The organism is Alteromonas sp. 1_MG-2023 (assembly GCF_030547075.1).
Lineage (GTDB): Bacteria > Pseudomonadota > Gammaproteobacteria > Enterobacterales > Alteromonadaceae > Alteromonas.
Genome location: NZ_JAUOQH010000017.1, coordinates 1 through 21,104 on the forward strand (window position 1 = coordinate 1; position 21,104 = coordinate 21,104).

Annotated in this window: 19 protein-coding genes; 8 read left to right on the forward strand and 11 right to left on the reverse strand. The window is 42.9% G+C overall.

Annotated features, from left to right (window positions below):
- Positions 1-578: GntR family transcriptional regulator (locus Q4561_RS15960; protein WP_303461956.1), on the reverse strand; the 578-nt coding region annotated here is incomplete at its 3' end.
- Between the two features lie 207 nt (positions 579-785).
- Here Q4561_RS15960 and Q4561_RS15965 point away from each other — a divergent pair.
- The gene (locus Q4561_RS15965; RefSeq protein WP_303461958.1) at positions 786-1,388 is read left to right on the forward strand and encodes a LysE family translocator; all 603 of its coding nucleotides are present in this window, start codon (positions 786-788) and stop codon (positions 1,386-1,388) included.
- 660 nt (positions 1,389-2,048) lie between these two features.
- Complete coding sequence (locus tag Q4561_RS15970) at positions 2,049-4,169, forward strand: TonB-dependent receptor (RefSeq protein ID WP_303461959.1); 2,121 nt, start codon at positions 2,049-2,051, stop codon at positions 4,167-4,169.
- Between the two features lie 105 nt (positions 4,170-4,274).
- Here Q4561_RS15970 and Q4561_RS15975 read toward each other — a convergent pair whose 3' ends face one another.
- On the reverse strand, positions 4,275-5,651 hold the full coding sequence (locus Q4561_RS15975; RefSeq protein ID WP_303461960.1) for a DUF4397 domain-containing protein: 1,377 nt from the start codon (positions 5,649-5,651) through the stop codon (positions 4,275-4,277).
- 221 nt (positions 5,652-5,872) lie between these two features.
- On the opposite strand from Q4561_RS15975, the gene Q4561_RS15980 reads away from it, so the two are divergent.
- Positions 5,873-7,549 carry a S41 family peptidase gene (locus Q4561_RS15980; RefSeq protein ID WP_303461962.1) on the forward strand — a complete coding sequence of 559 codons (1,677 nt, stop codon included), beginning with the start codon at positions 5,873-5,875 and terminating at the stop codon, positions 7,547-7,549.
- Positions 7,549-7,986, forward strand: a complete 438-nt coding sequence (locus Q4561_RS15985) for a hypothetical protein (RefSeq protein ID WP_303461964.1) — start codon at positions 7,549-7,551, stop codon at positions 7,984-7,986. The genes Q4561_RS15980 and Q4561_RS15985 overlap by 1 nt, the downstream gene beginning before the upstream one ends.
- Before the next feature lie 84 nt (positions 7,987-8,070).
- Here the strand turns inward: Q4561_RS15985 and Q4561_RS15990 are convergent, their stop codons facing one another.
- Positions 8,071-8,583 carry a M48 family metallopeptidase gene (locus Q4561_RS15990; protein WP_303461966.1) on the reverse strand — a complete coding sequence of 171 codons (513 nt, stop codon included), beginning with the start codon at positions 8,581-8,583 and terminating at the stop codon, positions 8,071-8,073.
- Between the two features lie 178 nt (positions 8,584-8,761).
- Here Q4561_RS15990 and Q4561_RS15995 point away from each other — a divergent pair, with 178 nt between their 5' ends.
- On the forward strand, positions 8,762-9,409 hold the full coding sequence (locus Q4561_RS15995; protein WP_303461967.1) for a transposase: 648 nt from the start codon (positions 8,762-8,764) through the stop codon (positions 9,407-9,409).
- Between the two features lie 210 nt (positions 9,410-9,619).
- Here the strand turns inward: Q4561_RS15995 and Q4561_RS16000 are convergent, their stop codons facing one another.
- A complete protein-coding gene (locus tag Q4561_RS16000) occupies positions 9,620-9,961 on the reverse strand; it encodes a PBPRA1643 family SWIM/SEC-C metal-binding motif protein (RefSeq protein WP_303461969.1) in 342 nt (113 codons plus the stop codon).
- A 534-nt stretch (positions 9,962-10,495) separates the two neighbouring features.
- Here Q4561_RS16000 and Q4561_RS16005 point away from each other — a divergent pair.
- Complete coding sequence (locus Q4561_RS16005; protein ID WP_303461971.1) at positions 10,496-11,170, forward strand: nitroreductase family protein; 675 nt, start codon at positions 10,496-10,498, stop codon at positions 11,168-11,170.
- Positions 11,171-11,232: 62 nt separating this feature from the next.
- Here Q4561_RS16005 and Q4561_RS16010 read toward each other — a convergent pair whose 3' ends face one another.
- On the reverse strand, positions 11,233-12,351 hold the full coding sequence (locus tag Q4561_RS16010) for a zinc-binding dehydrogenase (protein ID WP_303461973.1): 1,119 nt from the start codon (positions 12,349-12,351) through the stop codon (positions 11,233-11,235).
- Positions 12,352-12,554: 203 nt separating this feature from the next.
- Positions 12,555-14,042 carry a Na+/H+ antiporter NhaC gene (gene nhaC, locus Q4561_RS16015; RefSeq protein WP_303461975.1) on the reverse strand — a complete coding sequence of 496 codons (1,488 nt, stop codon included), beginning with the start codon at positions 14,040-14,042 and terminating at the stop codon, positions 12,555-12,557.
- 302 nt (positions 14,043-14,344) lie between these two features.
- Between nhaC and Q4561_RS16020 the strand changes: the two genes are divergently transcribed.
- Positions 14,345-15,199 (forward strand): PA4780 family RIO1-like protein kinase, encoded by an 855-nt coding sequence (locus tag Q4561_RS16020; RefSeq protein ID WP_303461976.1) that lies wholly within the window; start codon positions 14,345-14,347, stop codon positions 15,197-15,199.
- Between the two features lie 92 nt (positions 15,200-15,291).
- On the opposite strand, the gene Q4561_RS16025 is transcribed toward Q4561_RS16020, so the two are convergent.
- The 5 genes from Q4561_RS16025 to Q4561_RS16045 form a co-directional block, all read right to left on the reverse strand.
- Positions 15,292-16,287 (reverse strand): GlxA family transcriptional regulator, encoded by a 996-nt coding sequence (locus Q4561_RS16025; RefSeq protein ID WP_303461977.1) that lies wholly within the window; start codon positions 16,285-16,287, stop codon positions 15,292-15,294.
- On the reverse strand, positions 16,284-17,180 hold the full coding sequence (locus Q4561_RS16030) for an EamA family transporter (protein ID WP_303461979.1): 897 nt from the start codon (positions 17,178-17,180) through the stop codon (positions 16,284-16,286). Before Q4561_RS16030 ends, Q4561_RS16025 begins: the two co-directional genes overlap by 4 nt.
- A 30-nt stretch (positions 17,181-17,210) precedes the next feature.
- Positions 17,211-17,519 carry a DUF1272 domain-containing protein gene (locus Q4561_RS16035; protein WP_303461981.1) on the reverse strand — a complete coding sequence of 103 codons (309 nt, stop codon included), beginning with the start codon at positions 17,517-17,519 and terminating at the stop codon, positions 17,211-17,213.
- Between the two features lie 227 nt (positions 17,520-17,746).
- Positions 17,747-18,922, reverse strand: a complete 1,176-nt coding sequence (locus Q4561_RS16040) for a PQQ-dependent sugar dehydrogenase (RefSeq protein ID WP_303461982.1) — start codon at positions 18,920-18,922, stop codon at positions 17,747-17,749.
- Between the two features lie 350 nt (positions 18,923-19,272).
- Positions 19,273-19,644, reverse strand: a complete 372-nt coding sequence (locus Q4561_RS16045; RefSeq protein ID WP_368411533.1) for a PilZ domain-containing protein — start codon at positions 19,642-19,644, stop codon at positions 19,273-19,275.
- A gap of 184 nt (positions 19,645-19,828) precedes the next feature.
- Here Q4561_RS16045 and Q4561_RS16050 point away from each other — a divergent pair, with 184 nt between their 5' ends.
- A complete protein-coding gene (locus tag Q4561_RS16050) occupies positions 19,829-21,073 on the forward strand; it encodes a DEAD/DEAH box helicase (protein ID WP_303461983.1) in 1,245 nt (414 codons plus the stop codon).
- Positions 21,074-21,104: the final 31 nt, after the last annotated feature.

A 21,104-nucleotide genomic window follows, 5' to 3' on the forward strand; every position in this document is an offset into this window, starting at 1 on the left:
ACAGCCCGAAGGCAAACAGACAGTGCTTCTTGGCACCCTGAAGTAACAATAAACTCATCAGGTTGCAGCATACACCCCGACGCTGCAGTAAGCCTACTGAGTTGTTTTCTAAGGTTCTGATCGCCCTTTACATCGCCGTATACCATGCCATCGAGCGGTCTGTTCTTTGTTAATTCATGCAAACGTTTTGTAAGCGGCTTCAGAGTTTTTGCCGTCATATTGGGCATGGCGTGTTGGAACTGGCATTGGGTGGCAATATTGCTGTCTTTATTAAACGTATTCAACAACATGTTAAGTACATCTTCCCACTGCGACACATCCATAGGCCGCTGCGGCGGCTTGGTCATTTTAGGGGTGTTATTCAACGTGGTATTAGAAGAAACGAAGTAGCCAGATTTAGGCTTCGCCTCTACATACATTTGAGATTCTAAAACGCGATAGGCTTCCTGTACCGTAGCGATGCTAACGTTGTGCTCTTTTGACAACTGCCTGACTGAGGGCAGTTTATCTCCACACTCAAATGCCCCGCGATCGATTTGCGCTTTTAGCTCACTAGCTAACGATTCATACAGTGTCATTTTAATTACCCAATACAGACATCCCCATACAGATAACCATACCTTAACTTATTACCGCCATTTACCATACAGATTAAGAGGTAATCCGGCATACAGTCATAATTACAGCGCTTCTGTATGGTCTTATTTTCTATTTTTTGAATCTAACTCATACACAGAATTGCATTTATTATTATGCCACTTCATCAACTTTGTATGTGGATCTTCATGGAAACGTCGTTACTTTTCGCCCTCGCTACCTTTGCTTTTGTTAGCACAGTAACGCCAGGCCCTAACAATTTAATGCTGCTGGCATCTGGGGCGCAGTATGGTTATAAGAAATCCATTCCACACATGTTGGGCATCGTTGTAGGCGTTGCGGGCCTGATTATAAGTACGCTTTTGGGGGTTGGTGCGCTTTTCGCTTTGCTCCCCAGCTTATATACCGTGTTAAAAGTGTTGGGTATTGCCTACTTACTATGGCTGGCGTTTAAAATTGCCACCGGCCCCACCGGTGAAATTGAAATTGAGAAAACCACTCGTAAAGGGCCACTTAAATGGTGGGAAGGTGCGCTGTTTCAATTAATAAACCCCAAAGCTTGGATGATGGCATTGGCTAGCGTGGGCACATTTACGTTACCTGGCGAACACTATGCAGAATCTGGACTAGCTATTGTGTTAGCGTTTGCCTTAATCGGTTTTCCGTGCATTTCAATATGGGCCGCGGTTGGCGCAAAAATTAAAATATGGCTTAGCTCTCCGATTCGTAGAAAGCGTTTCAACTTCACCATGGCTGCAGCGACGGCTGCTACCTTGTTTTTGATTATCTAGCTGAGGCTTGGGTTTAGGTTTAGGTTTAGGTTTAGGTTTAGGTTTAGGCAAAAAACTTGGGAGTGGCGTTGTGCTTTTGAAAAGCGCTTAGGCTTAACGCTATTGAAAAGCGTTTACGCGTAGGGCTATTAAATTAGGCTCAAGGCTATTAAATTAGCGCTTAGATATAAGCGCCTAAGAATTAGTGGCTTGCAGATGCAAACGTAAAAATCAGGTCAAATAACGCAAAAATACGTTAATTTTCGACAATATATTTCTGATACCAGACATAATAATGCCGTAATGCATTATTCAACGTTTACCACACCTAAAAAACAAGCAACACGAGTAAAATATATACTGGTGCTGCTTACGCTGCTCAGCCTTTTGACGAGCTGGCACAGTAGTGCCCATGTGGTGAAGGCTGAATCGCATTGTCAGCTATGTTTAAGTGAGGTGGACTTAGAACATTACCTCCCCACAGATACAGCACTTTTTAAACCCTCGTTACACCACTACTTTTTTATACTGCCTATCGAGGCGGGCGTTCGTGCCTTATTTTTCACCTCTGTAGATATTAGAGGCCCACCGTTTTCATCCATCACTAAACGTTAAGCAAGTTTTTACGCTAGTTATCGTCAGATAGCTGGCAAGTTTATGATGTAATTTAGAGATGAAAGCATGAAAAATAACTACTCACACGTGGCTATCGCATTATTAACCGCGCTAAGTAGCCAAGCATACGCTGCTGATAAAACCATTCAAAAAGATGAAAACGATATTGAAACCGTTGTTATTACGGCATCCCCGTTAAAGCGCACTGTTTTAGAGTCTGCGACTCCAGTGAGTATTCTAAGCGGTGAAGCATTAGATCAAAACCAAGCTGCTACTTTAGGAGATACATTAAAAAGCGTTCCGGGTGTGCATAGTTCTTACTATGGCCCTGTAGCAAGTAGCCCTATCATTCGTGGATTAGATGGCCCCCGCGTCAAAATAGTTCAAAATGGATTAGGCGCTTCTGATGCTTCCAGAGTAGGCCCCGATCACCAAGTATCCACTGAAACCTCCACCGCAAGTCAGATAGAAGTGCTTCGAGGCCCAGCCACACTTTTATACGGTAGCGGCGCCATTGGCGGTGTAGTCAATGTGGTTGACGACAGACTACCGCTAACTAGGCAAGATGAATTTAGTGGTGAAGTATTTGCTCAGTACGATGATGTTTCAAACGGCAAAACCGTATCAACAAATTTAAATGCTGGGGCTGGCGACTTTGCTTTTCATGTAGATGCTTATAATAGAAATACCGACGATTATGAGATTCCAGTACCTGCGGATATAGACGAAGAAGGTGGCAGCACTACCCTTACCAACTCTGCCATTGATGCCAACGGTTTTAACTTAGGTGCAGGTTGGGTAACCGATGATACTCAAGCCGCATTTGCTTATGGCCGTATGGATTCTGAATACGGTTTGCCTAGTGAAGAAGACGTTTATATAAATTTAAAGCAAGACCGCTATCAAGGCGTAGTGGACTGGAATAACCTAGACGGTTTTATCTCGTCGGTACATTCGCAAAATGCCTACACTGATTACCAGCACTCTGAAATAGAAGACGGTGAAATAGGTACTACGTTTAAAAACGAAAGTATCGAATCGCGTTTATGGGCAGATCATGCGCCAATTAACGGCTGGAAAGGTATTGTAGGTTTGCATTACAACAATAGCGATTTCCAAGCTATTGGTGAGGAAGCCTTTACCCCACCTAGCGAAACGGACAGTATCGCTGCGTTCGTGATGGAAGAAAAAGAAGTCGATTCACTCTTATGGCAGTTAGGTGCCCGTGTTGAAGAAACCACTCATGATGTAGATAACAGCTTTTTCACCGAACTGACGACTGACAATGCAATGTCATTTGATGATAAAGATTACACCGCATTCTCTGGCTCTGCTGGCGTAGTATGGAGTATAAACGACAATCACTCGTTGGCATTCAACTATGCTTATTCACAGCGCGCGCCTTCAGCCACCGAAATGTATTCGTACGGACCGCATATTGGCTCGGGAACCTATGAAATAGGTGGTGAATTCGAGATTGAAGAGAACAACGGTGAATATTCTGTTGCGCAAATATCCGGTGATATGGATAAAGAAACCTCTAATAATATCGACTTAACGTATCGTTATAACTCAGACGCATGGAGCGCGAGTGTTAGCCTGTACAGTAACCATGTTGATAATTATATCTTTGAAGATTATACCGGCTTAGTAGTAAACGACGGCTCGTTTATTACCTCAGATGCTTACGACGCCTTAGCTGGTGCAGGGTTGGCAAGTGACGAAGAATCAGATGGCTTACCTGTTGTTGTGTTTGCCCAGCAAGATGCACATTTATACGGCTATGAAGCACAGGTTGATTGGCACTTTGCTGATGATTGGCGTGTAGAAGTTTTCTCTGATTACACACGAGCTAAACTGGATTCAGGCGGCAATGTACCAAGAACGCCTCCAATGCGATTCGGTTCAACACTTCATTATGAGTATGGAAACTGGCATACGGAAGTGGGCGTAACTAGAAATAGTAAGCAAGATAAAGTTGCCGACTACGAGACCGAAACAGACGGCTATACCATGCTTTCTGCTTCAGCTAACTACTACTTAGAATTAGATAATGTAGACATGACGTTTTACCTAAAAGGCGAAAACTTAGGTGATACAGAAGGCCGTGTGCATTCTTCTTATATAAAAGACGAAGTACCTCTACCAGGCCGAGCCCTTAGCCTAGGCGTAAGAGCAAGCTTCTAAAAAAAATGGGGTCAGAGTACTTTTACGCTGACCCATTATTTGTTCCAGCGAAAAGTACTTTAAATTAACGTACTCAAATTAACGTACTCTGACCCCATTATTTAATTAGTTATACACGGTAAACACTTGATACGGTGCGCCACCGTAATCGTAGTCTGACAATATCAAGTTAATCACGTCACTGGTTTGTACATCATATATAGTGGTTTCTAGCAGTAAGTCGTTAGTTTCGCTGTTATAGACATATACATCGTAGTCGCCTGCTTCAATTTCCACATCCAAAGAACTTAAGTAAGAGAATGAATCCGATTCATCGTATGAATCTGGCGAGCTTCCTTGTTCAATAACCTTCACAGAAATGGCAGTGCTGCTTTCGTTATCAATATTATGAGAGAAAAGTAGTTTCGCATGGGTTTCAATAACTCTTAAATCTTCGGTATTACTATACGATGTGACTGTAGAATTCGTGTTGCCGCTACCTAATAATAACGCGACCTGATCGGCGTAAAAATCTATGCTAGTGCTTTCTAATACCGCTTGGGTGTCACTATCATGAAGGTAAACATCAACATTTGTTGCTTCGTCAGGCTCATCAATTTCAATTGAAATAAAGTCAGAGATGTCTCCGAAAGCGATATCTTCTGCCACGATATTTGACGAAGTAGTTTGCGCGACAGAAATAGCATTGGTGTTAGTAATATTATTGCTTACGCGAAGGTAGCTATCTTGCGCTTCGTTGGTTAACTGCCTTGAGCCGCTATTATTAAGCTCCACAATGCTAAAAAATGTATCCTCTATGCCCGCACTTTCATAACTCACCAATACATAAGACAGTGCTTCACCTTCTTCAATAGTGATGTCATTTTTCATTGCTAATATGGTATCTGTACCTGATTGAGTAAAGACTAACTTATAGTCGCCAGCATCTAGTTCGGTATCGCCACTGGTATCGGCTAATGAAAGCGTGTAACTGGCTGTCTGGTTAGTAAGCGAACCATCCGCGTCAAGAATGTATACGTCTACGGCGTCATCATAGCTTGCCAAATTGGCAAACTGCACCATGGCATAGCCATCATCGAAATCAGAGTCGTAAACATCGGAAACATCTATCTCAATTTCTAAACTGCTTGGGTAGTCAGTTTCGCCGTACAAAATGTAGCTATGTACCTTTTTTTTATCAACTTTAAGCGTTTCATCGTCAATAAAACTACTGTTTTCAGTGTTAGGCAGAATTTGGTTAAATTCAATATCGTAAGAAACATTGCTTACATAGGAATAAGCGGTGGCCTCGGTAAAAGACAATTCACCTTCTGAATCATCATCTACTACAAATTCTATATCCGGTGACTGTGGCACCAAGTTCACATATTGAGCGTAACCGTTACCATCTCCTTCATCGTCATCTCCTGTATATATACATCCTGTTAACGATAACCCGCTAATAATGGCGACACTGATACAACACCGTTTATAAAAATACATAACTTCACCCTTTTTAAAATGTGTTCTAGGAGGTTTTTACGAGGCGATAGTTGCGCAAAGATGTGTAAATAAGCGGTAAAGGGTGCTGAACTTAACGTTTACGGTAGAGAAAAGCGCTACATTAATTTTAGGTTACTGAGTGGTCAGGGGTATCTTGATGTGGCAATATTTAATTAAGTTGTAGGCCTGCGGATAGTTGGCCAACTAGATAAGGAAAATCTATGCTGAATAACACGCATAAGTGTTCAGTTGTTGCTCTTGCAGTAGCGGTTGCTATGTTAAGTGGTTGTGGAGGCGGAAGCAGTAACGCCGTCACGCCGGTCTTACCTACTACACCGGTGAGTAACGAGCCCATTTGGGAGCCCGGGGTTTATGAATCACAATCTAGCCTTATCGCCCAATGTGAAACGCCACGAACCGGCACAGATCCGTTCACTGGCAGTGCTTACCCTGATGCGCAAGGTTCTGCTTTAGAAGAAAAACTATGGTTGCGTTCATGGACTAACGATACTTACCTTTGGTACGACGAAGTACCTGACAACAACCCTGCCAACTATTCGGTAATAGGCTACTTTGATCAGTTAAAAACCACTGAATTAACCTCAAGCGGTACTGCAAAAGATAACTTTCACTTTTCTCAGGATACCGCTGAATACAACGAACTCACACAATCGGGTGTATCTTCCGGCTACGGGTTTGATTGGGAGTTTGTTGCAAGCACTTCACCTAGAGAACTTATTGTGAGGTTTACCGAAGAGGATTCCCCTGCTGCTTTAGCTAACGTACCTCGAGGTGCTTCTCTGGTTACCGTTAACGGTATCGATTTTGTTAACGACAATACCCAAAGCGGTGTAGATGCTATAAACGCTGCACTTTTCCCCGACAACGCGGGCACTGTGACCAACTTTGAATTTGCGCTTGTTGATGGCAGCTCGCTGGCAGTAGAGTTAACATCAGCCGATATAACCGTATCACCAGTGCAAAACGTAAGCGTACTAGATCTTGAAAGTGGCAAAACAGGTTACTTTCAGTTCAACACCTTTATTCGCACAGCCCAAGATAGCCTAATTGATGCGTTTGATTTATTTGTGGAAGAGAACGTTACCGAACTGGTAATAGACTTGCGCTACAACGGCGGCGGACTATTGGCACTGGCGTCTCAGGTTTCATACATGGTGGCGGGCCCTAGCCAAACTAATAACGCTATTTTCGAAACCACCCGCTTTAATGATAAAAGCACAACGACTAACCCAGTAACCGGTGGTACAGTGCAAGCTACACCATTTTATAGCAATGTGATTGATTATAATGCGGGCACGCTAACCAGTACCTTATTACCTAGCTTGTCATTGACTCGCGTGTACGTGATAACCACTGGTTCAACCTGCTCTGCTAGTGAAGCGGTAATAAATGCCTTGCGCGGTATTGATGTGGAAGTGGTTCAAATAGGGTCAACCACCTGCGGCAAGCCTTATGGCTTTTACCCTGCCGATAACTGTGGCGAAACTTATTTCACTATTCAATTCCAAGGGGTGAATAATAAAGGGTTTGGCGATTACGCAGACGGTTTTATGCCTACCACCACACCAAACTTCGACTTCGAGCTACCAGGTTGTGATATAGACGATGACTTTACAGCAGCCTTAGGTAACCCCGAAGAGGGCATGCTGGCCGCAGCGATAGAATACTCTTCAACAGGCAGTTGCCCGGTGGTTACATCAACAGAAAGTCTTGCTGATACTTCGGCCAATAAAGAAAGTACGTCGAGTACGTTAGCAAGCGCTCAAGGGAGTACTCAACAAAGTACTTTACTAGCCATCGACAATCCTAACACACAAAGAGAAACGTTAGTTTTGCAGAATAAAATTAATGAGCCTGTTATAGAAGAGCGCCCGTAATGGCGCGCTTCAAGGCTGCGATTTCTAATACCGTGCTTTTTAAGCGTGCTATAGGTTTATTAGCCATTGCATTAACGTTAGCAAGCGGTTGTACAACGACAGACGTTATTAGTGAGAGCGACTTAGTTGAAGCTTATGCTAGCAACTTGAATTTAGCGCAGAAACAAGAAATCGAGAGCAAAATAAGCAGTTGGTTTGGCGGGGTAAAAATTACCCTTGCCGACGATGTTTTTTCTGAGTCGTCGCAAGTAGGTATTGAGCGCAAAGCCCATACGGATGATAGAGGGCTGCTGATTGAGGGGAGACACAATAACCCGGCATTTCTGTTTACTTTGCTCACTGATGGAAAGCATTGTGTTTTGCGAAACAACCAAACCGGTGACACTGAAACTCTTTCTAGCGTAAGGTGTGTAAAAAATGGGGTCAGAGTACTTTAATTAAGCGTACTTTAATTACTAGTACAAGCGTACTCTATCGCCCTCTTTGAAAAGTACTCTGACCCCATTTTTCCTTCTCTACGTTCAACCAAGGCTATACGGGTTCTTACCCATATCAACAGCAACGCAAAATAGGCGCAAGTCTAACTCTAGCTGATGGTAGTCGGGCTCTATATAACAGCAAAGTTGATAAAAGCTTTTGTTATGGTCCTTTTCCTTAAAATGCGCAAGTTCATGCACTACTAACGCTTTCAATAGTGGCTCTGGGGCGTGTAATAAGTCGCTGTTAATCGCTAAATCATGTTTGCGGGTTTTACCCTGCATTCTATAGGTATGCGTACCTAATGCATTGGTTACCATATCACCCTGCTTTTTAAATGCGGCACGACCAAAAGGTGGCGCATTTTTTACATACCGCTTTTTAAGTTCAGTCGCGTAGTTATAGAGCAGCTTATCAGTGGTAATAGCATGCGCATCAGGATACTTTTTAACGAGGTAACTAGTGAGTTTATTATTCGCTATTAGCTGCAGCGCTTGTTCAATAACCGTTTGAGGGTAGCCGTTAAAGTAACGTGCATATTTAGCATGTTCGCTCATTTTTCATGCTCCTAAATAATGGGGTCAGAGTACTTTTCTTAAACAAAACTCCCTGTACCTCATTTTCTCTCTCCCTTTTTTCACTGCCTTTTAGACTAGTTTTAGCAAGTACAGGGTTGTAGTGAAAGCCAAATTTATTCATCGTTATTTGAGAAAATCAAATAGGGTAAATTCGAACATGGCCAGAAAACGACGGCTAGCACCACCAGGTTTTGCGCAACACGTTATTCAAAGGGGCAATAACCGTGCGGTATGTTTTGCTAACGAGAGTGATTACTTTGCTTACATTTATTGGTTGAAGAAGTTCTCGATACAATTCAATGTAAGTATTCACGCTTGGGTGCTGATGACAAATCATATTCACCTACTTTGTACCCCACAACTTGATAATCACGGCCTAAGTACCATGATGCAATCTTTAGGGCGCATGTATGTTAGATATTTTAATCAAAAATACAAGCGAACCGGAACGTTATGGGAGGGTAGATTTAACTCTAGCTTAATAAATTCTGAAGAATACTTGCTTACCGTGTACCAATACATTGAACTCAACCCAGTAAGAGCAGCGATGGTGTCGACTCCCTGTGAATATAAATGGTCAAGCTATGCAATAAACGCTTTAGGCGTGAAGTCGACGTTATGCACTCCTCACCCATTATATCTATCGTTAGGACAAACCGTTCCTCTTCGCCTAAAAGCTTACCGTGCGTTATTCGAGACAGAAATTCCACAAGCACTTATCAATAATATACAAAGCTGCTCTAAAAAGGAGTTGGTGTTAGGTAACGCTAAATTTAAACAAGAAATTGAAAAGCTAACCGAATGAAGCTTAAAACTGAAAAAATCGGCAGACCATCAACCCGTAGTGTTATTGTGTGAAAGGGGAAACTTCATTAAAAAGGGAATCTTTAATGCACTTAGTTAAAGTACTCCGACCCTATTAATTTTTCCCTTAAAACGCCACTTATTTTATGAATAGAATGAGTGGCTTTTTGACTTCGGTGTTTGATATTAGGATTAAATATAAAGGTTCGTACTAGCCGCAGCACTTCTTATATTTTTTACCGCTACCGCAAATACACGGGTCGTTACGAGCAGGGACTTTCTCTACGGTTACAGTGCCCTTTTTATTCAGTAGTACTGTTAACTCTTGTATAGACTCTACCGCACCTTCCTTTGTATCAACGGTAATATCTGCATACAAACCAGCTTCCGCCACTAATGTATCGACTTCTTGTTTTCGAGCTTCGTTGGTTACCACTAATTTAAGCGGGTATTTTTTACTGCCTGCAATACGGCTAGCGTTTCTTTCATAACCGTATGTTAGGGTCGTTTGACGGGCGTCTTTACGACCTTTAAAAAAAAATTTATCTGACATTTGGTGTTCCAAATATTTAAAAGTAGAAGGTGGGTATCATTTTTAAATCGTCACGAAAATTAGCTAACCAACCTAAACTTTAGATAAAAAATAGCGAAATGCAGTAACTCCTACCAAACATTTCAATTAATGAACCATTGGCTATCTATTTTCAATCCATGCTGGGCGGTAAAAACAGAGAGGAAAGCTTGGCTTACAGGCGTTGCTTATCTGAGATTCTGGTTAAATAACACACCATAATGGTTAAGTGATGATTTGCTTATACCTATTCTACTACAAGTGCAAAGCTTGCACACAATCTACCTGAGATTAACGTACCCTTTATAACAAATCACAAGCGGGCAAGAACGATATAGGCAGGAAAGATATAGAAAGAAACGCTTTAAGAAAGCAGATCATCAAGCCACGGCGCTATTGAATGAAACGCAAAACTTCATCTAAACCGCTCTGACTAATGTACGCAGCTTATGTATTCGTTTAATGTGCTCGGTTACTATATTCTGACCCCATTAATTCTGGAAACGAGACTACAAAATGCAACCACACGACCACTCACCGCTAGATGACTTTGTTGAATACTCAGAAAATGAAATGGTGTCGCGCAGCGCAGACTTTTTGCAAACTATGCAACGTCGCCACAGCATTCGCCATTTTAGCGACAGGCCTGTAGACAAAAAGGTTATCGAAAACTGCCTATTAACGGCTGGCACTGCGCCGAGCGGAGCTAACCATCAGCCTTGGCATTTTGCAGCGATTAACTCTACTACGGTAAGACAACAAGTAAGGGAGCAGGCTGAAGCACATGAGCGTGGGTTTTATGAGGGACGTGCTGGGGAGCAATGGCTACAAGATCTTAAACCGTTAGGTACAGACTCAAGTAAGCCTTACTTAGAGTTAGCGCCTTGGCTTATTGCCGTATTTAGCCAGAAATCTGGTGAAACAGAAAGCGGAGACAAGCGTCAGAATTACTACGTTCATGAATCGGTAGGCATTGCAGTTGGAATGCTGCTCACTGCCTTGCATAATGCGGGTTTGGCTACATTAACTCACACACCGAAGCCCATGAACTTTTTAACCCAAGTGTGTAACCGGCCAGAAAACGAACGGGCTTATATGCTAATTATTGCCGGCTACCCTGCAGCCGAAGCCACCATTCCGGCTCATGCTAAGCAGAAAAAATCTCTTAACGAACTAGCCAGCTTTCTTTGATGAAATTGGCGATAAAATGGGGTCAGAGTACTTTTTGGATTATCTAACTCTGACCCCATTATTTACTTATTAGGAACAATAAGGTATTTCTCGCCCGTTTTCTTAGCATTGTATAAGGCTACATTTTCAGGCTGAAGGGCTTCTTCAAGGCTTAACTCTTTGGTGTATGAAGACGCAAATGTAGTGTTAATTTCAGCAGCAACTTTTTGATAGAGTGCACCTACACGTTTTTTATCTAGTTTGCCTAAGAAGCGCATCAGCAACCAACCGCCAATTCCCCATGTCATACCAAATGCGCGATTTAGCGTAGTTGGAGAGAAGTCTAAGCCGCCGTAAATATACACCTGCTTGTTGCTGTCTGAACCATAAGTATTGAAGCCTTTTGCATCTTTACTGCCCGACGCTTCCATCATGGTAAGAATGTCGCTGACTAACTCGCCGCCGCCAATGGCATCGAAGGCTAATGTAGCGCCTGTTTTATCAATGGCTTGATAAAGCTCTGCTTTGAAATTCTCGCTAGTAGAATCAAGCACAATTTTCGCGCCTAAATCTTTAAGTATATCGACCTGCTGCTGACTTCGCACAATGTTGACCAAATCTACGCCTTCTTCTAAGCAGATTTTGTTTAACATTTGGCCCAAGTTAGATGCCGCCGCAGTATGAACTAACGCTTTATGGCCTTCCATACGCATGGTTTCTACCATACCCAATGCCGTCAACGGATTTACAAACGAAGACGCCGCTTGCTGCGCGGTTGTGCTTTCCATATGTGGTAAACACGCTTGAGCAGGCACGCACGCAAACTCGGTGTAAGCGGCACCAGTAAGAATAGAGACGGTTTTGCCCATTAATGCTTGAGCTTCAGGGCTATCCCCTGCCTTAACTACTGTACCCGCACCCTCGTTACCAATAGGTAGAGTTTGATCAAGGCGCGATTTAACTCGCATCAACAAAGGTTTATGTACAGGTGCAACCAAGGCATTTTTGCTAGCATCAAAGTTTGCTTGTTCTAAGCTGGCGGGGCCGAACATAGGCCACATATCGGAAGGATTAATAGGTGACGCTTCCATACGAACAATAACTTCGTGCGCTTTAGGCTCTGGAACGTCTATTTCTTTAATAGAAACCTCTAGTTCACCTTCTGATTTGATAAGAGTAAACAGCTGTTTAGATTTATTCATTTTGGTTGTCTCGCCATGTTAATCACGCTTTAGATATACGCTAAGCTAACATGACGTTAACATCAGCAATATTTATATTGGTAATATATATATGTGCAGATGAGTTATAGAAAAATAAAAAAGGTAAAAAAGGGGTCAGAGTACTTTTTACATAAAAAGTGCTCTGACCCCATTATTTACCCAGTTTAGTTTATCGCAATGGCTTAATCCGTTTTGGGCGATCCATCTTCATTGAATTCAGCAATTGCCTCACCGGAACTCTTCCAACGTTCACGCTCTTCATCGCTTGCTTTAGGTGAATACAAACCTGTGTACGCATAAAAAATGCCTATTAATGGTGCTGTCCAACATGCAAAGGCCAATGGAATATAAAGTAGGTTTTCTAGGTTATCGCCAGTTACGCCTAAACCCAGTGCTGTAATGACAAATGCCCCACCCGCGTTCCATGGAATAAGTGGCGACATTAACGTTCCTCCTTCTTCAATGCCTCTGGCAAGGTTCAAAGTAGAATACCCCATCCCACGATATACCGGTGAGTACATGCGCCCAGGCAATGCCACAGATAAATATGGGTCGCCAGCCACCAAATTAGTCGCAAATGCGGTTCCAACGGCGGCAGTTTGTGTACCTGCAAATGTGGTTGCTTTACTTTTTATCGCATTAATAATACTTCGCAAACACCCTGTGGTTTCAAGTGCGCCACCGAAGCCTAATGCAATTAGCACAAGCGAAATAGTCCACATCATCGACTGTATACCACCACGATTTAATAGACCGTCAATCTCTGCGATGCCTGTTTCAATTGAATACCCGTTATTTGCGAAATCAAAAACCGACTGCAGATTCTGCCCTTGGGTAATCATTGCCATTGCACTACCCACTACTACTCCAGCAAATAACGAGGGCAGTGGCGGGCATTTTTTAAGTGCCAACGCCATTACAACAACAGCTGGCACTAGTGTCCAAGGAGAAATATAAAAGTTTTCTTCTAAAGCGTTGGTAATACCTGAAATTTTTTCAAATGAAACGCTTTGCGTATCGATAACAAAAAAGCCTACCGCCAAATAAATTACTAAAGCAATTAACATGGCTGGAATGGTGGTCGCCATCATATTTTTAATATGAGAAAACACATCAGTCCCTGTTACCGCTGGGGCCAAATTTGTGGTGTCAGATAACGGTGATACTTTATCACCAAAAAAAGCACCTGAAACAACCGCGCCCGCCGTCCAGTACATTGGAATATCAAATCCTTCACCAATGCCCATTAACGCCAACCCGACCGTACCTACGCTTCCCCAACTGGTACCAAGGGACACCGAAACCACTGCACATATAATCATGCCTGCGGCCAGGAAAATTTCAGGAGAGAGGGCTTTTAACCCGTAGTAAATAATGGTGGGTACAGTTCCGCTGGCTATCCATACCCCGATAATCATGCCAACAGTTATTAGTACCGATACGGATGGCAACGCAACATGAACAACGTGGAAAATACCTTCTCGGATATCTACCCAAGTAAGGCCCAAGTACATGCCAACTAAACTGGTTAACGCTAGCCCGATGGTAAGAGGAATATGTGGTTCGAATACGCCAAAGTAGAAAATCTGCGTACCTAAGATAATCAGTGTTAACACTACAGGCGTTAAGGCCAGTAACAAACTTGGTGTGACAGGTCGTTTATCGCTCATATTAATGTCCGTAGTTTTAGAAATCCATTCCTGAAGTAGATACGGGTACTAGTCTTATACAGATCGGCGGTAGAAATTGGAGGATTGTTGATTTAGCACGGCCAATGAACTGTGCTTCCATGCTTGAGTATTAAAATTTTTATTAAAAAATCACATTCTTTCGAACGGGAAAAATAAAAAGTGCCGTTACATCACTGCTCTTCGTTTTTAAGACTGGTATACTAGTTAAGCAAATTAAATAAACACATAGAGCACCTTTATAAACAATGATGAAAATACAACGCGTATTTAGCAGGAAATGAGTGAAAATACCTAAACGCCTACAACCTCTCGTCGATGATGGTTTAATTGATGAAGTACTAAGCCGCTTAATGAGCGGTAAAGAAGCCGATGTTTTTGTGGTTCGCTGTGGTGAACATGTTCGTTGTGCAAAAGTTTATAAAGATGCCGTTAAACGCAGCTTCAAGAAAGCAGCGCAGTATCAAGAAGGCCGAAAAGTGCGTGGTGGTCGCCAAGCACGTGCCATGGGTAAACGTTCAAGTTACGGGCGCCAAATAGAAGAAGAAATTTGGCAAACGGCTGAAGTTGATGCCCTATCACGCTTAAATGAAGCAGGTGTGCGTGTACCTGACACCTATTGCTGTATTGACGGTGTTTTACTGATGGAGCTAGTGTCTGATGAACACGGTGATGTAGCGCCGCAGTTAGGCCATGTTAGCTTTAGCAAAGAAGAGGCCATCACCCAGCACAAATTGATGATGCATAATATTATGCTGATGCTGTGCGCGGGTATTATTCACGGCGATTTATCTGAATTTAATGTACTTGTTGACGACAAAGGCCCCGTCATCATTGATTTGCCACAAGCTGTTAACGCGTCAGCTAATAACAGTGCTGAAGCCATGTTTGCCCGCGACGTAAATAACATTCGCCGTTACTACAGCGAATTTGCCCCCGAGTTAATGCAAACTAACTACGCAAAAGAAATGTGGGCTCTGTTTGAAGAAGCCAACCTAACGCCTAACTCTGTGCTAACGGGTGAGTTTGAAGATGACAGCGAAGATGCTGATGTAGACGCAATACTTGAAGAAATTCAAGCCGCTGCTGATGAAGAGCAAGAAAGAATAGCGCGTATAAACTTTTCGGACGATGGATAAGAAATAGCGAGAAATGGGGTCAGAGTACTTTTTAGTGAGTACTTTGCAGCACATAATGTACTCTGACCCTATTTTTCGTTAACCAGTTACCCCTACCGAAACGATGAAGGCGGGCTATTGTGATATCTAGCCCAAAGACGCCTGAATTGCCTTGGGTCCTCAAACCCACATCGCTGAGCAATCTCTTCCACCTGCAACGGCGAATGTTGTAAGAGTTGCTGGGCCAAACTCAACCGCAATTTATAGATATATTCTTTACTGGTAATACCGGTGCTGTCTTTGAATATGCGCGCAAAATGACGTTTACTGCAATGCCCTAAATCAGCCAGCTCGTCTACGCTCCAGTTCTTAACGGGGTCTTGCTGAATCTTATCTTGAATTGCATGAATTCGCTGCTGTAAATGATTTCTGTGCTCAAGATACGGTGACAAACTAGGATCTTGCATACCTCGGCGAATAAACAACACCATTTGCCGAGCTATCTTTGCAGATACCTGAGGCCCAACCTGTTGCTGCACCAAATGAAGTGCCAAATCAATTCCAGCTGATACACCGGCACTGGTATAAACATTACCATCTTGTACAAATAATCGGTTTTCAAGGACCTGATTAGGTGTAAGTAAGTCTGATAACTCGTTGCAATGCATAAAGTGCGTGGTGCACTTTCTATTTTTCAGCAGGCCCGCTTTTGCCAACACTAGCGCGCCAGCGCAAACACTGATCACTCTGGCGAATTGATGCTGTGCTAACCATCCATATACCTTTTGCAATGCGGGAGAATCAAGCTCAAGTGCATTACCCACCATGCCTGTTACTAATAACCAAGCGTTTGGTTCAATAGCTGTTGGTAACGGGTCAACCGACAAGCTCATACCAAGCGAATTTTTAAGGGCAGTTTCCGGCCCAACAAAATTCAGCTTAAAATGTGTTTCCCCGTAACGATTGGCATAAGCAAATACCTCTGCTGGGCCCACCACATCTAACATCAAAAGCTCTGGTAGCAAAACTATGTAGATAGGTACGATTTTGGCGCTTGTGTCGGCGCTAGCTTTAGTGCTTATTTCAGTGACGGAGGTTTCAATCATCATAAACTTACCGTGGCAGCCTTACGCCGAAAACGGCCACCAAAGGTGTTAAACAGCAGGCCAACTAAAACTAAAATAATTCCCAACCACTGCATAGGTGTGATGCTTTCACCCAACATGAGCGCTGCAGAACTTAGCCCTACAATAGGAACACCTAACGACAACGGAGCAATCTGGCCTGCTGGATACCGCGTTAGCAGATAGCTCCAAAGCCCGTATCCGGTGATAGTGGCACCAACCGCCAGATACAACAGCGCACCAAACGACACCCAGCCAAAGCCGCTTAAGCTGGTGATGATTTGTTCAGGCCCTTCAATAAAATAACTACCGATGAAAAAGGGAATGGGAGGGACCCATGCACTCCAAACTACCAAATTCACATTTGAATTAAAGCCTCTATTGCTAATACTTCTAGCGCTAATATTACCTAAAGCCCAACTTGCTGCCCCAGCCATCGTTAGGCCAAATCCTAAAGCTGTGATGCTATGTTCATCTTTACTTAGTGCAATGAAAGTTAAGCCAAACGCGGCAATAAAAAAGGCCCAAACCTGATAATTCTTTATTGATTCATTTAAGAAAAACAAGGCAAAAATCATAGTGAATAATGCCTGTGATTGCAGCGCAAGCGACGCTAGTCCAGCGGGCATACCATAAGCCATAGCAGAAAATAAAAAGGCAAATTGCAGGAAGCTGATAGGCACCGCATAGGCCACCCACCAAATAAATGGAGTATTCGGCCGCTTAAAAAACAACGAGCCCACAGATGCCACTAACAGGAAGCGCAAACCGCCCATTAATAAAGGAGGCATACCTTCTAAACCCCAAGCTATAGCAACAAAATTTACTCCCCATATCACCACAATAAATACTGCGATCAACAAATCTTTACCCAACATACTCTGCCCTTTTTAGCTACCGTTAATTGATTAGCGCTGATACGCTGGAATATGTTTTATTTTGTCTACAAATGTAGTGATTTCTTGCTCGTTGAACTGGCCAACAACCCTCTCTTTACTTGCACTATGATGCTGTAATCCCACACCAGGACGATACGCTTTAACTGGGCGGATAGGCCTTCTTTGCAAGTCACCACCGCAATTAGGGCAAACGCCTTGCAATATTCCTGTTAGGCAATCTTCACAAAACGTGCATTCATAAGTGCAGATGTAAGCCTTCGATGAATTGGCAGGCAAAGACACATTAGAACATTCGCAATTGGGTTTAATTATCAACATAAAGGTTTGCCCAGATGGTTGTTGATAAAGATATTATGCCTGTTTAAACAAGGATGATAGGGCAAAAACAAAATCTTAGCGGGTCAAAAAGGACATTAGTGAAAAATGGGGTCAGAGTACTTTTGGGGAAATAATGTACTCTGACCCCAATATTTTTAGTCGCTAGTTACTCGGCTGAAGCTTGATTAAACGGAAATAACGTACTCTGACCCCAATATTTTTAGTCGCTAGTTACTCGGCTGAAGCTTGATTAAACGGCCACCTTCTTTGTCTTCAAGTACATATATGTTACCCACATTATCTTGTTCTACTTCGCGAACCCGTCTACCCCACTCATATCTTTCCGCTTCTTCTACGTTCCATTTACCTTCATCACTTTGATTGAAGGTAACCCGTACTAGCGCTTCTGAAGACAATCCGCCTATAAAGCCATTCCCTTTCCAGTCTTTGTACAAATCCCCACTGTAGATAATAAAACCAGCGGGGCTTATGGCTGGTACCCACGCATTTTCCGGCGCTTTATAAATAGGGTAATCTTCGTGGTTCGGTATTTTTACGCCTGAATAATGGTCGCCCTGAGACACTATGGGATAACCGTAATTGCGCGCTTTCTCAATAACATTGAGCTCATCGCCATGACGTGGCCCCATTTCGTGGGACCATAAGTTCCCCTGCTCATCAAAATCAATACCTAGGGGGTTACGGTGTCCTAATGTCCATATTTGCTCGGTCACACTACCGTTTCCGTAAAACGGATTGTCTTTAGGCACGCTTCCATCTGCGTTTAAACGCAGAATTTTGCCTAAATTCATTGCCATATTTTGCGCGGGGGTAAATTTTTGTCTATCTCCAGAAGTAATAAACAAATAACCATCAGGCGAAAACGCCATTCGATGTGAATAATGCCCATTCCCAGTTACTTTAGGCAATTGTCGCCATATAAGCTCTCTGTCAGACACGCTGGCACCGTTTTCAGAAATGGTCAATATTGCACGCTCAATCACTGCACCGCTGTAGGCATCGTCTTTAGGGTCACGCTCTATATAAGAAATATAGATGGTGTTATTAGTCTCAAACTCAGGGTGAACAATAACATCGCCTAAACCGCCTTGCCCTCGCGCTGTCACCTTGGGAACATCTGTTACTGCAAAGCGTTTTTGCTGGTTTTTATCAAGCAGCCACAATGTGCCTGTCTTTTCGGTAACCAAACTATGGCCATTTGGCAAAAATGCCATCGCCCAGGGGTTATCGAATGAGGTTATGGCAGTACCAGCAAGCATAGTGCCTTTGCTACCTTTCATTTCGACCTGCATAGGCAATTCTGATTGCGCTAAAGAGGCAAAGGAGGTCGCTACCATAGTAATAAGAAAAGCTATTTTTTGCCGCGTGATACGTTTTCGCATAATAGTTGTTAACCTTATAAAAGGTTCGCGTAATGCTCGTCACACCTTAGTGTGGCACGCAAAGGATGATGAATTTCCCTATTTACGGGTATTTTTTCGGTTAGGCTCAACTTGAAATGATATCGTTTTGCTAACATTAAAGGCTGTAAGGGCTATTGTATGCCTAGCTTTTAGTTAGTGTCTGCGTTTGTGATCATGTTTATCTGTAAAATGCCCTTGGTTAAATTAAGTGGCGGAAGCATACATCTCGTAAATTAGCTTGAATTGGCTAGGCCCACCGTTTCTGGTCTTTGAGAACCGCTGCGCTGACGTTACAACACAACCTAGGCCCTTTCTCTCCCATCACTATGCTAATGTGACGTATCCATCTGTTTAACACATTCAAACATAAATGCATCAACCTCGTTTTCTTTATGATATTCGGAATAATGCAAACCCACCTCAGACTCAGCGTTGATATGCCGAATCGCGCCTTTAATGGTGCAACTAATACCTGAACTTGGCAGCGTTAGAACAATTTTCACATTACTATCGGGAAGATTTTGAGGCATTTCAGATAACAACTTAATTCGGATGCCGGAATAACTCATATCAACCATATTCCCCTCTAAGTAAATGCTCTTTTCACTTAAAGCGTTACTTATTATGACGTCTGCGTGCACACCTTTGAGATTAAATCGCGGGTGTTTTCTTTTATCATTAATCATCTTAGCTATTGTCATAAATTTTTATTAAGCGTAGTAGCAGGTTACAAAAAAACCAAGTTTAGTGGCGGATGATAAATGTGAGAAGAAATGGGGTCAGAGTACTTTTCGGTAGATAGTGTACTTTTTAGGAGATAATGTACCCTGACCCCATTATTTTAGTATTATGGCGCCAATTTTAATGCCTTGTGGGTTTCCTTCTATGTCATTTAGCACTCTAGGCCTATGTACCGAATTATTGAACACCGTTGCTGAAAAAGGCTATACCACTCCGTCTCCTATTCAGATGGAAGCCATTCCAGTTATATTAGAGCAGCGCGATCTTATCGCGATTGCCCAAACGGGAACCGGGAAAACAGCAGGTTTTTCACTGCCCATTCTACATTTATTAGCAGGTAAACCGAGCCCAGAAGCTAATAGCGTAAGAGCGCTAATCATTGCCCCTACGCGAGAGCTTGCCGCACAGGTTGCTCAAAATGTTGAACAATATAGCCAGAATCTAAATCTTCGCTCAACGGTCGTATTTGGTGGGGTTCGGATTGAGCCTCAAAAATATGAATTAGCGCTAGGTGTCGATATCCTTATTGCAACACCAGGGCGCTTGGTTGATTTATACGAGCAAGGCGCAATTAACTTCGATCATCTTGAAATATTAGTACTAGATGAAGCCGACCGTATGTTGGACTTAGGTTTTATTGACCATATTCATCAAATACAAAAGCTTCTACCAAAGAAACGCCAAACTCTGCTATTTTCAGCCACGTTTTCAAAAGAAATAAAAACCTTAGCAACCAGCATGCTTAATAACCCAATGACTATTGAGTTAGCCAGGGCCAATGATCACATTGAAAAGATCACGCAGATATTGCATCCGGTGGACAAAGAACGAAAAAACGAGCTTCTCATTCACCTTATCCAGAACAATGATTGGTCTCAAATTTTGGTATTTACCCGCACCAAACGCGGTGCCGACAGCTTAAGGAATGAACTTGAAGCCAAAGATATTGCAGCAGAATCTATTCACGCTAATAGAACCCAGCAAGCTCGCACGTTAGCGTTAAATGGTTTTAGAGATGGCAGCATTAAAGTATTGATTGGAACAGACCTTGCCGCCAGAGGCATCGACATTCAACAATTGCCATGCGTTATTAATGTCGACCTGCCCTATGTAGCCGAAGACTATATTCACAGAATAGGTCGTACAGGCAGAGCCTCATCGGAAGGCTTAGCGATTTCGCTATTCAGCGACGACGAAGCTAAGCAACTAAAAAACATCGAACGCCTTCTTGGCAGACAATTTAAAAAGACATTTATTTCCGAGTTTGCGCCAAAGCCTAAACCAAAACCACCTGCAGCGAAGATAGAAGAAGACCTCTACGGGAATTTTGAAGCGGACGATAAACCGAGGGGCAAAGGCAGGTCGAAAGGACGTAGAAAGCGTCGCTAACATTGGGGAATAGGAAAGGGAAAAATGGGGT

Bases quoted from the DNA above. Each gene is read 5' to 3' on its own strand.
- Q4561_RS15965 (WP_303461958.1), top strand. From the start codon at position 786: ATGGAAACGTCGTTACTTTTCGCCCTCGCTACCTTTGCTTTTGTTAGC.
- Q4561_RS15970 (WP_303461959.1), top strand. From the start codon at position 2,049: ATGAAAAATAACTACTCACACGTGGCTATCGCATTATTAACCGCGCTA.
- Q4561_RS15975 (WP_303461960.1), bottom strand. From the start codon at position 5,651: ATGTATTTTTATAAACGGTGTTGTATCAGTGTCGCCATTATTAGCGGG.
- Q4561_RS15980 (WP_303461962.1), top strand. From the start codon at position 5,873: ATGCTGAATAACACGCATAAGTGTTCAGTTGTTGCTCTTGCAGTAGCG.
- Q4561_RS15985 (WP_303461964.1), top strand. From the start codon at position 7,549: ATGGCGCGCTTCAAGGCTGCGATTTCTAATACCGTGCTTTTTAAGCGT.
- Q4561_RS15990 (WP_303461966.1), bottom strand. From the start codon at position 8,583: ATGAGCGAACATGCTAAATATGCACGTTACTTTAACGGCTACCCTCAA.
- Q4561_RS15995 (WP_303461967.1), top strand. From the start codon at position 8,762: ATGGCCAGAAAACGACGGCTAGCACCACCAGGTTTTGCGCAACACGTT.
- Q4561_RS16000 (WP_303461969.1), bottom strand. From the start codon at position 9,961: ATGTCAGATAAATTTTTTTTTAAAGGTCGTAAAGACGCCCGTCAAACG.
- Q4561_RS16005 (WP_303461971.1), top strand. From the start codon at position 10,496: ATGCAACCACACGACCACTCACCGCTAGATGACTTTGTTGAATACTCA.
- Q4561_RS16010 (WP_303461973.1), bottom strand. From the start codon at position 12,351: ATGAATAAATCTAAACAGCTGTTTACTCTTATCAAATCAGAAGGTGAA.
- nhaC (WP_303461975.1), bottom strand. From the start codon at position 14,042: ATGAGCGATAAACGACCTGTCACACCAAGTTTGTTACTGGCCTTAACG.
- Q4561_RS16025 (WP_303461977.1), bottom strand. From the start codon at position 16,287: ATGATGATTGAAACCTCCGTCACTGAAATAAGCACTAAAGCTAGCGCC.
- Q4561_RS16030 (WP_303461979.1), bottom strand. From the start codon at position 17,180: ATGTTGGGTAAAGATTTGTTGATCGCAGTATTTATTGTGGTGATATGG.
- Q4561_RS16035 (WP_303461981.1), bottom strand. From the start codon at position 17,519: ATGTTGATAATTAAACCCAATTGCGAATGTTCTAATGTGTCTTTGCCT.
- Q4561_RS16040 (WP_303461982.1), bottom strand. From the start codon at position 18,922: ATGCGAAAACGTATCACGCGGCAAAAAATAGCTTTTCTTATTACTATG.
- Q4561_RS16045 (WP_368411533.1), bottom strand. From the start codon at position 19,644: ATGACAATAGCTAAGATGATTAATGATAAAAGAAAACACCCGCGATTT.
- Q4561_RS16050 (WP_303461983.1), top strand. From the start codon at position 19,829: ATGTCATTTAGCACTCTAGGCCTATGTACCGAATTATTGAACACCGTT.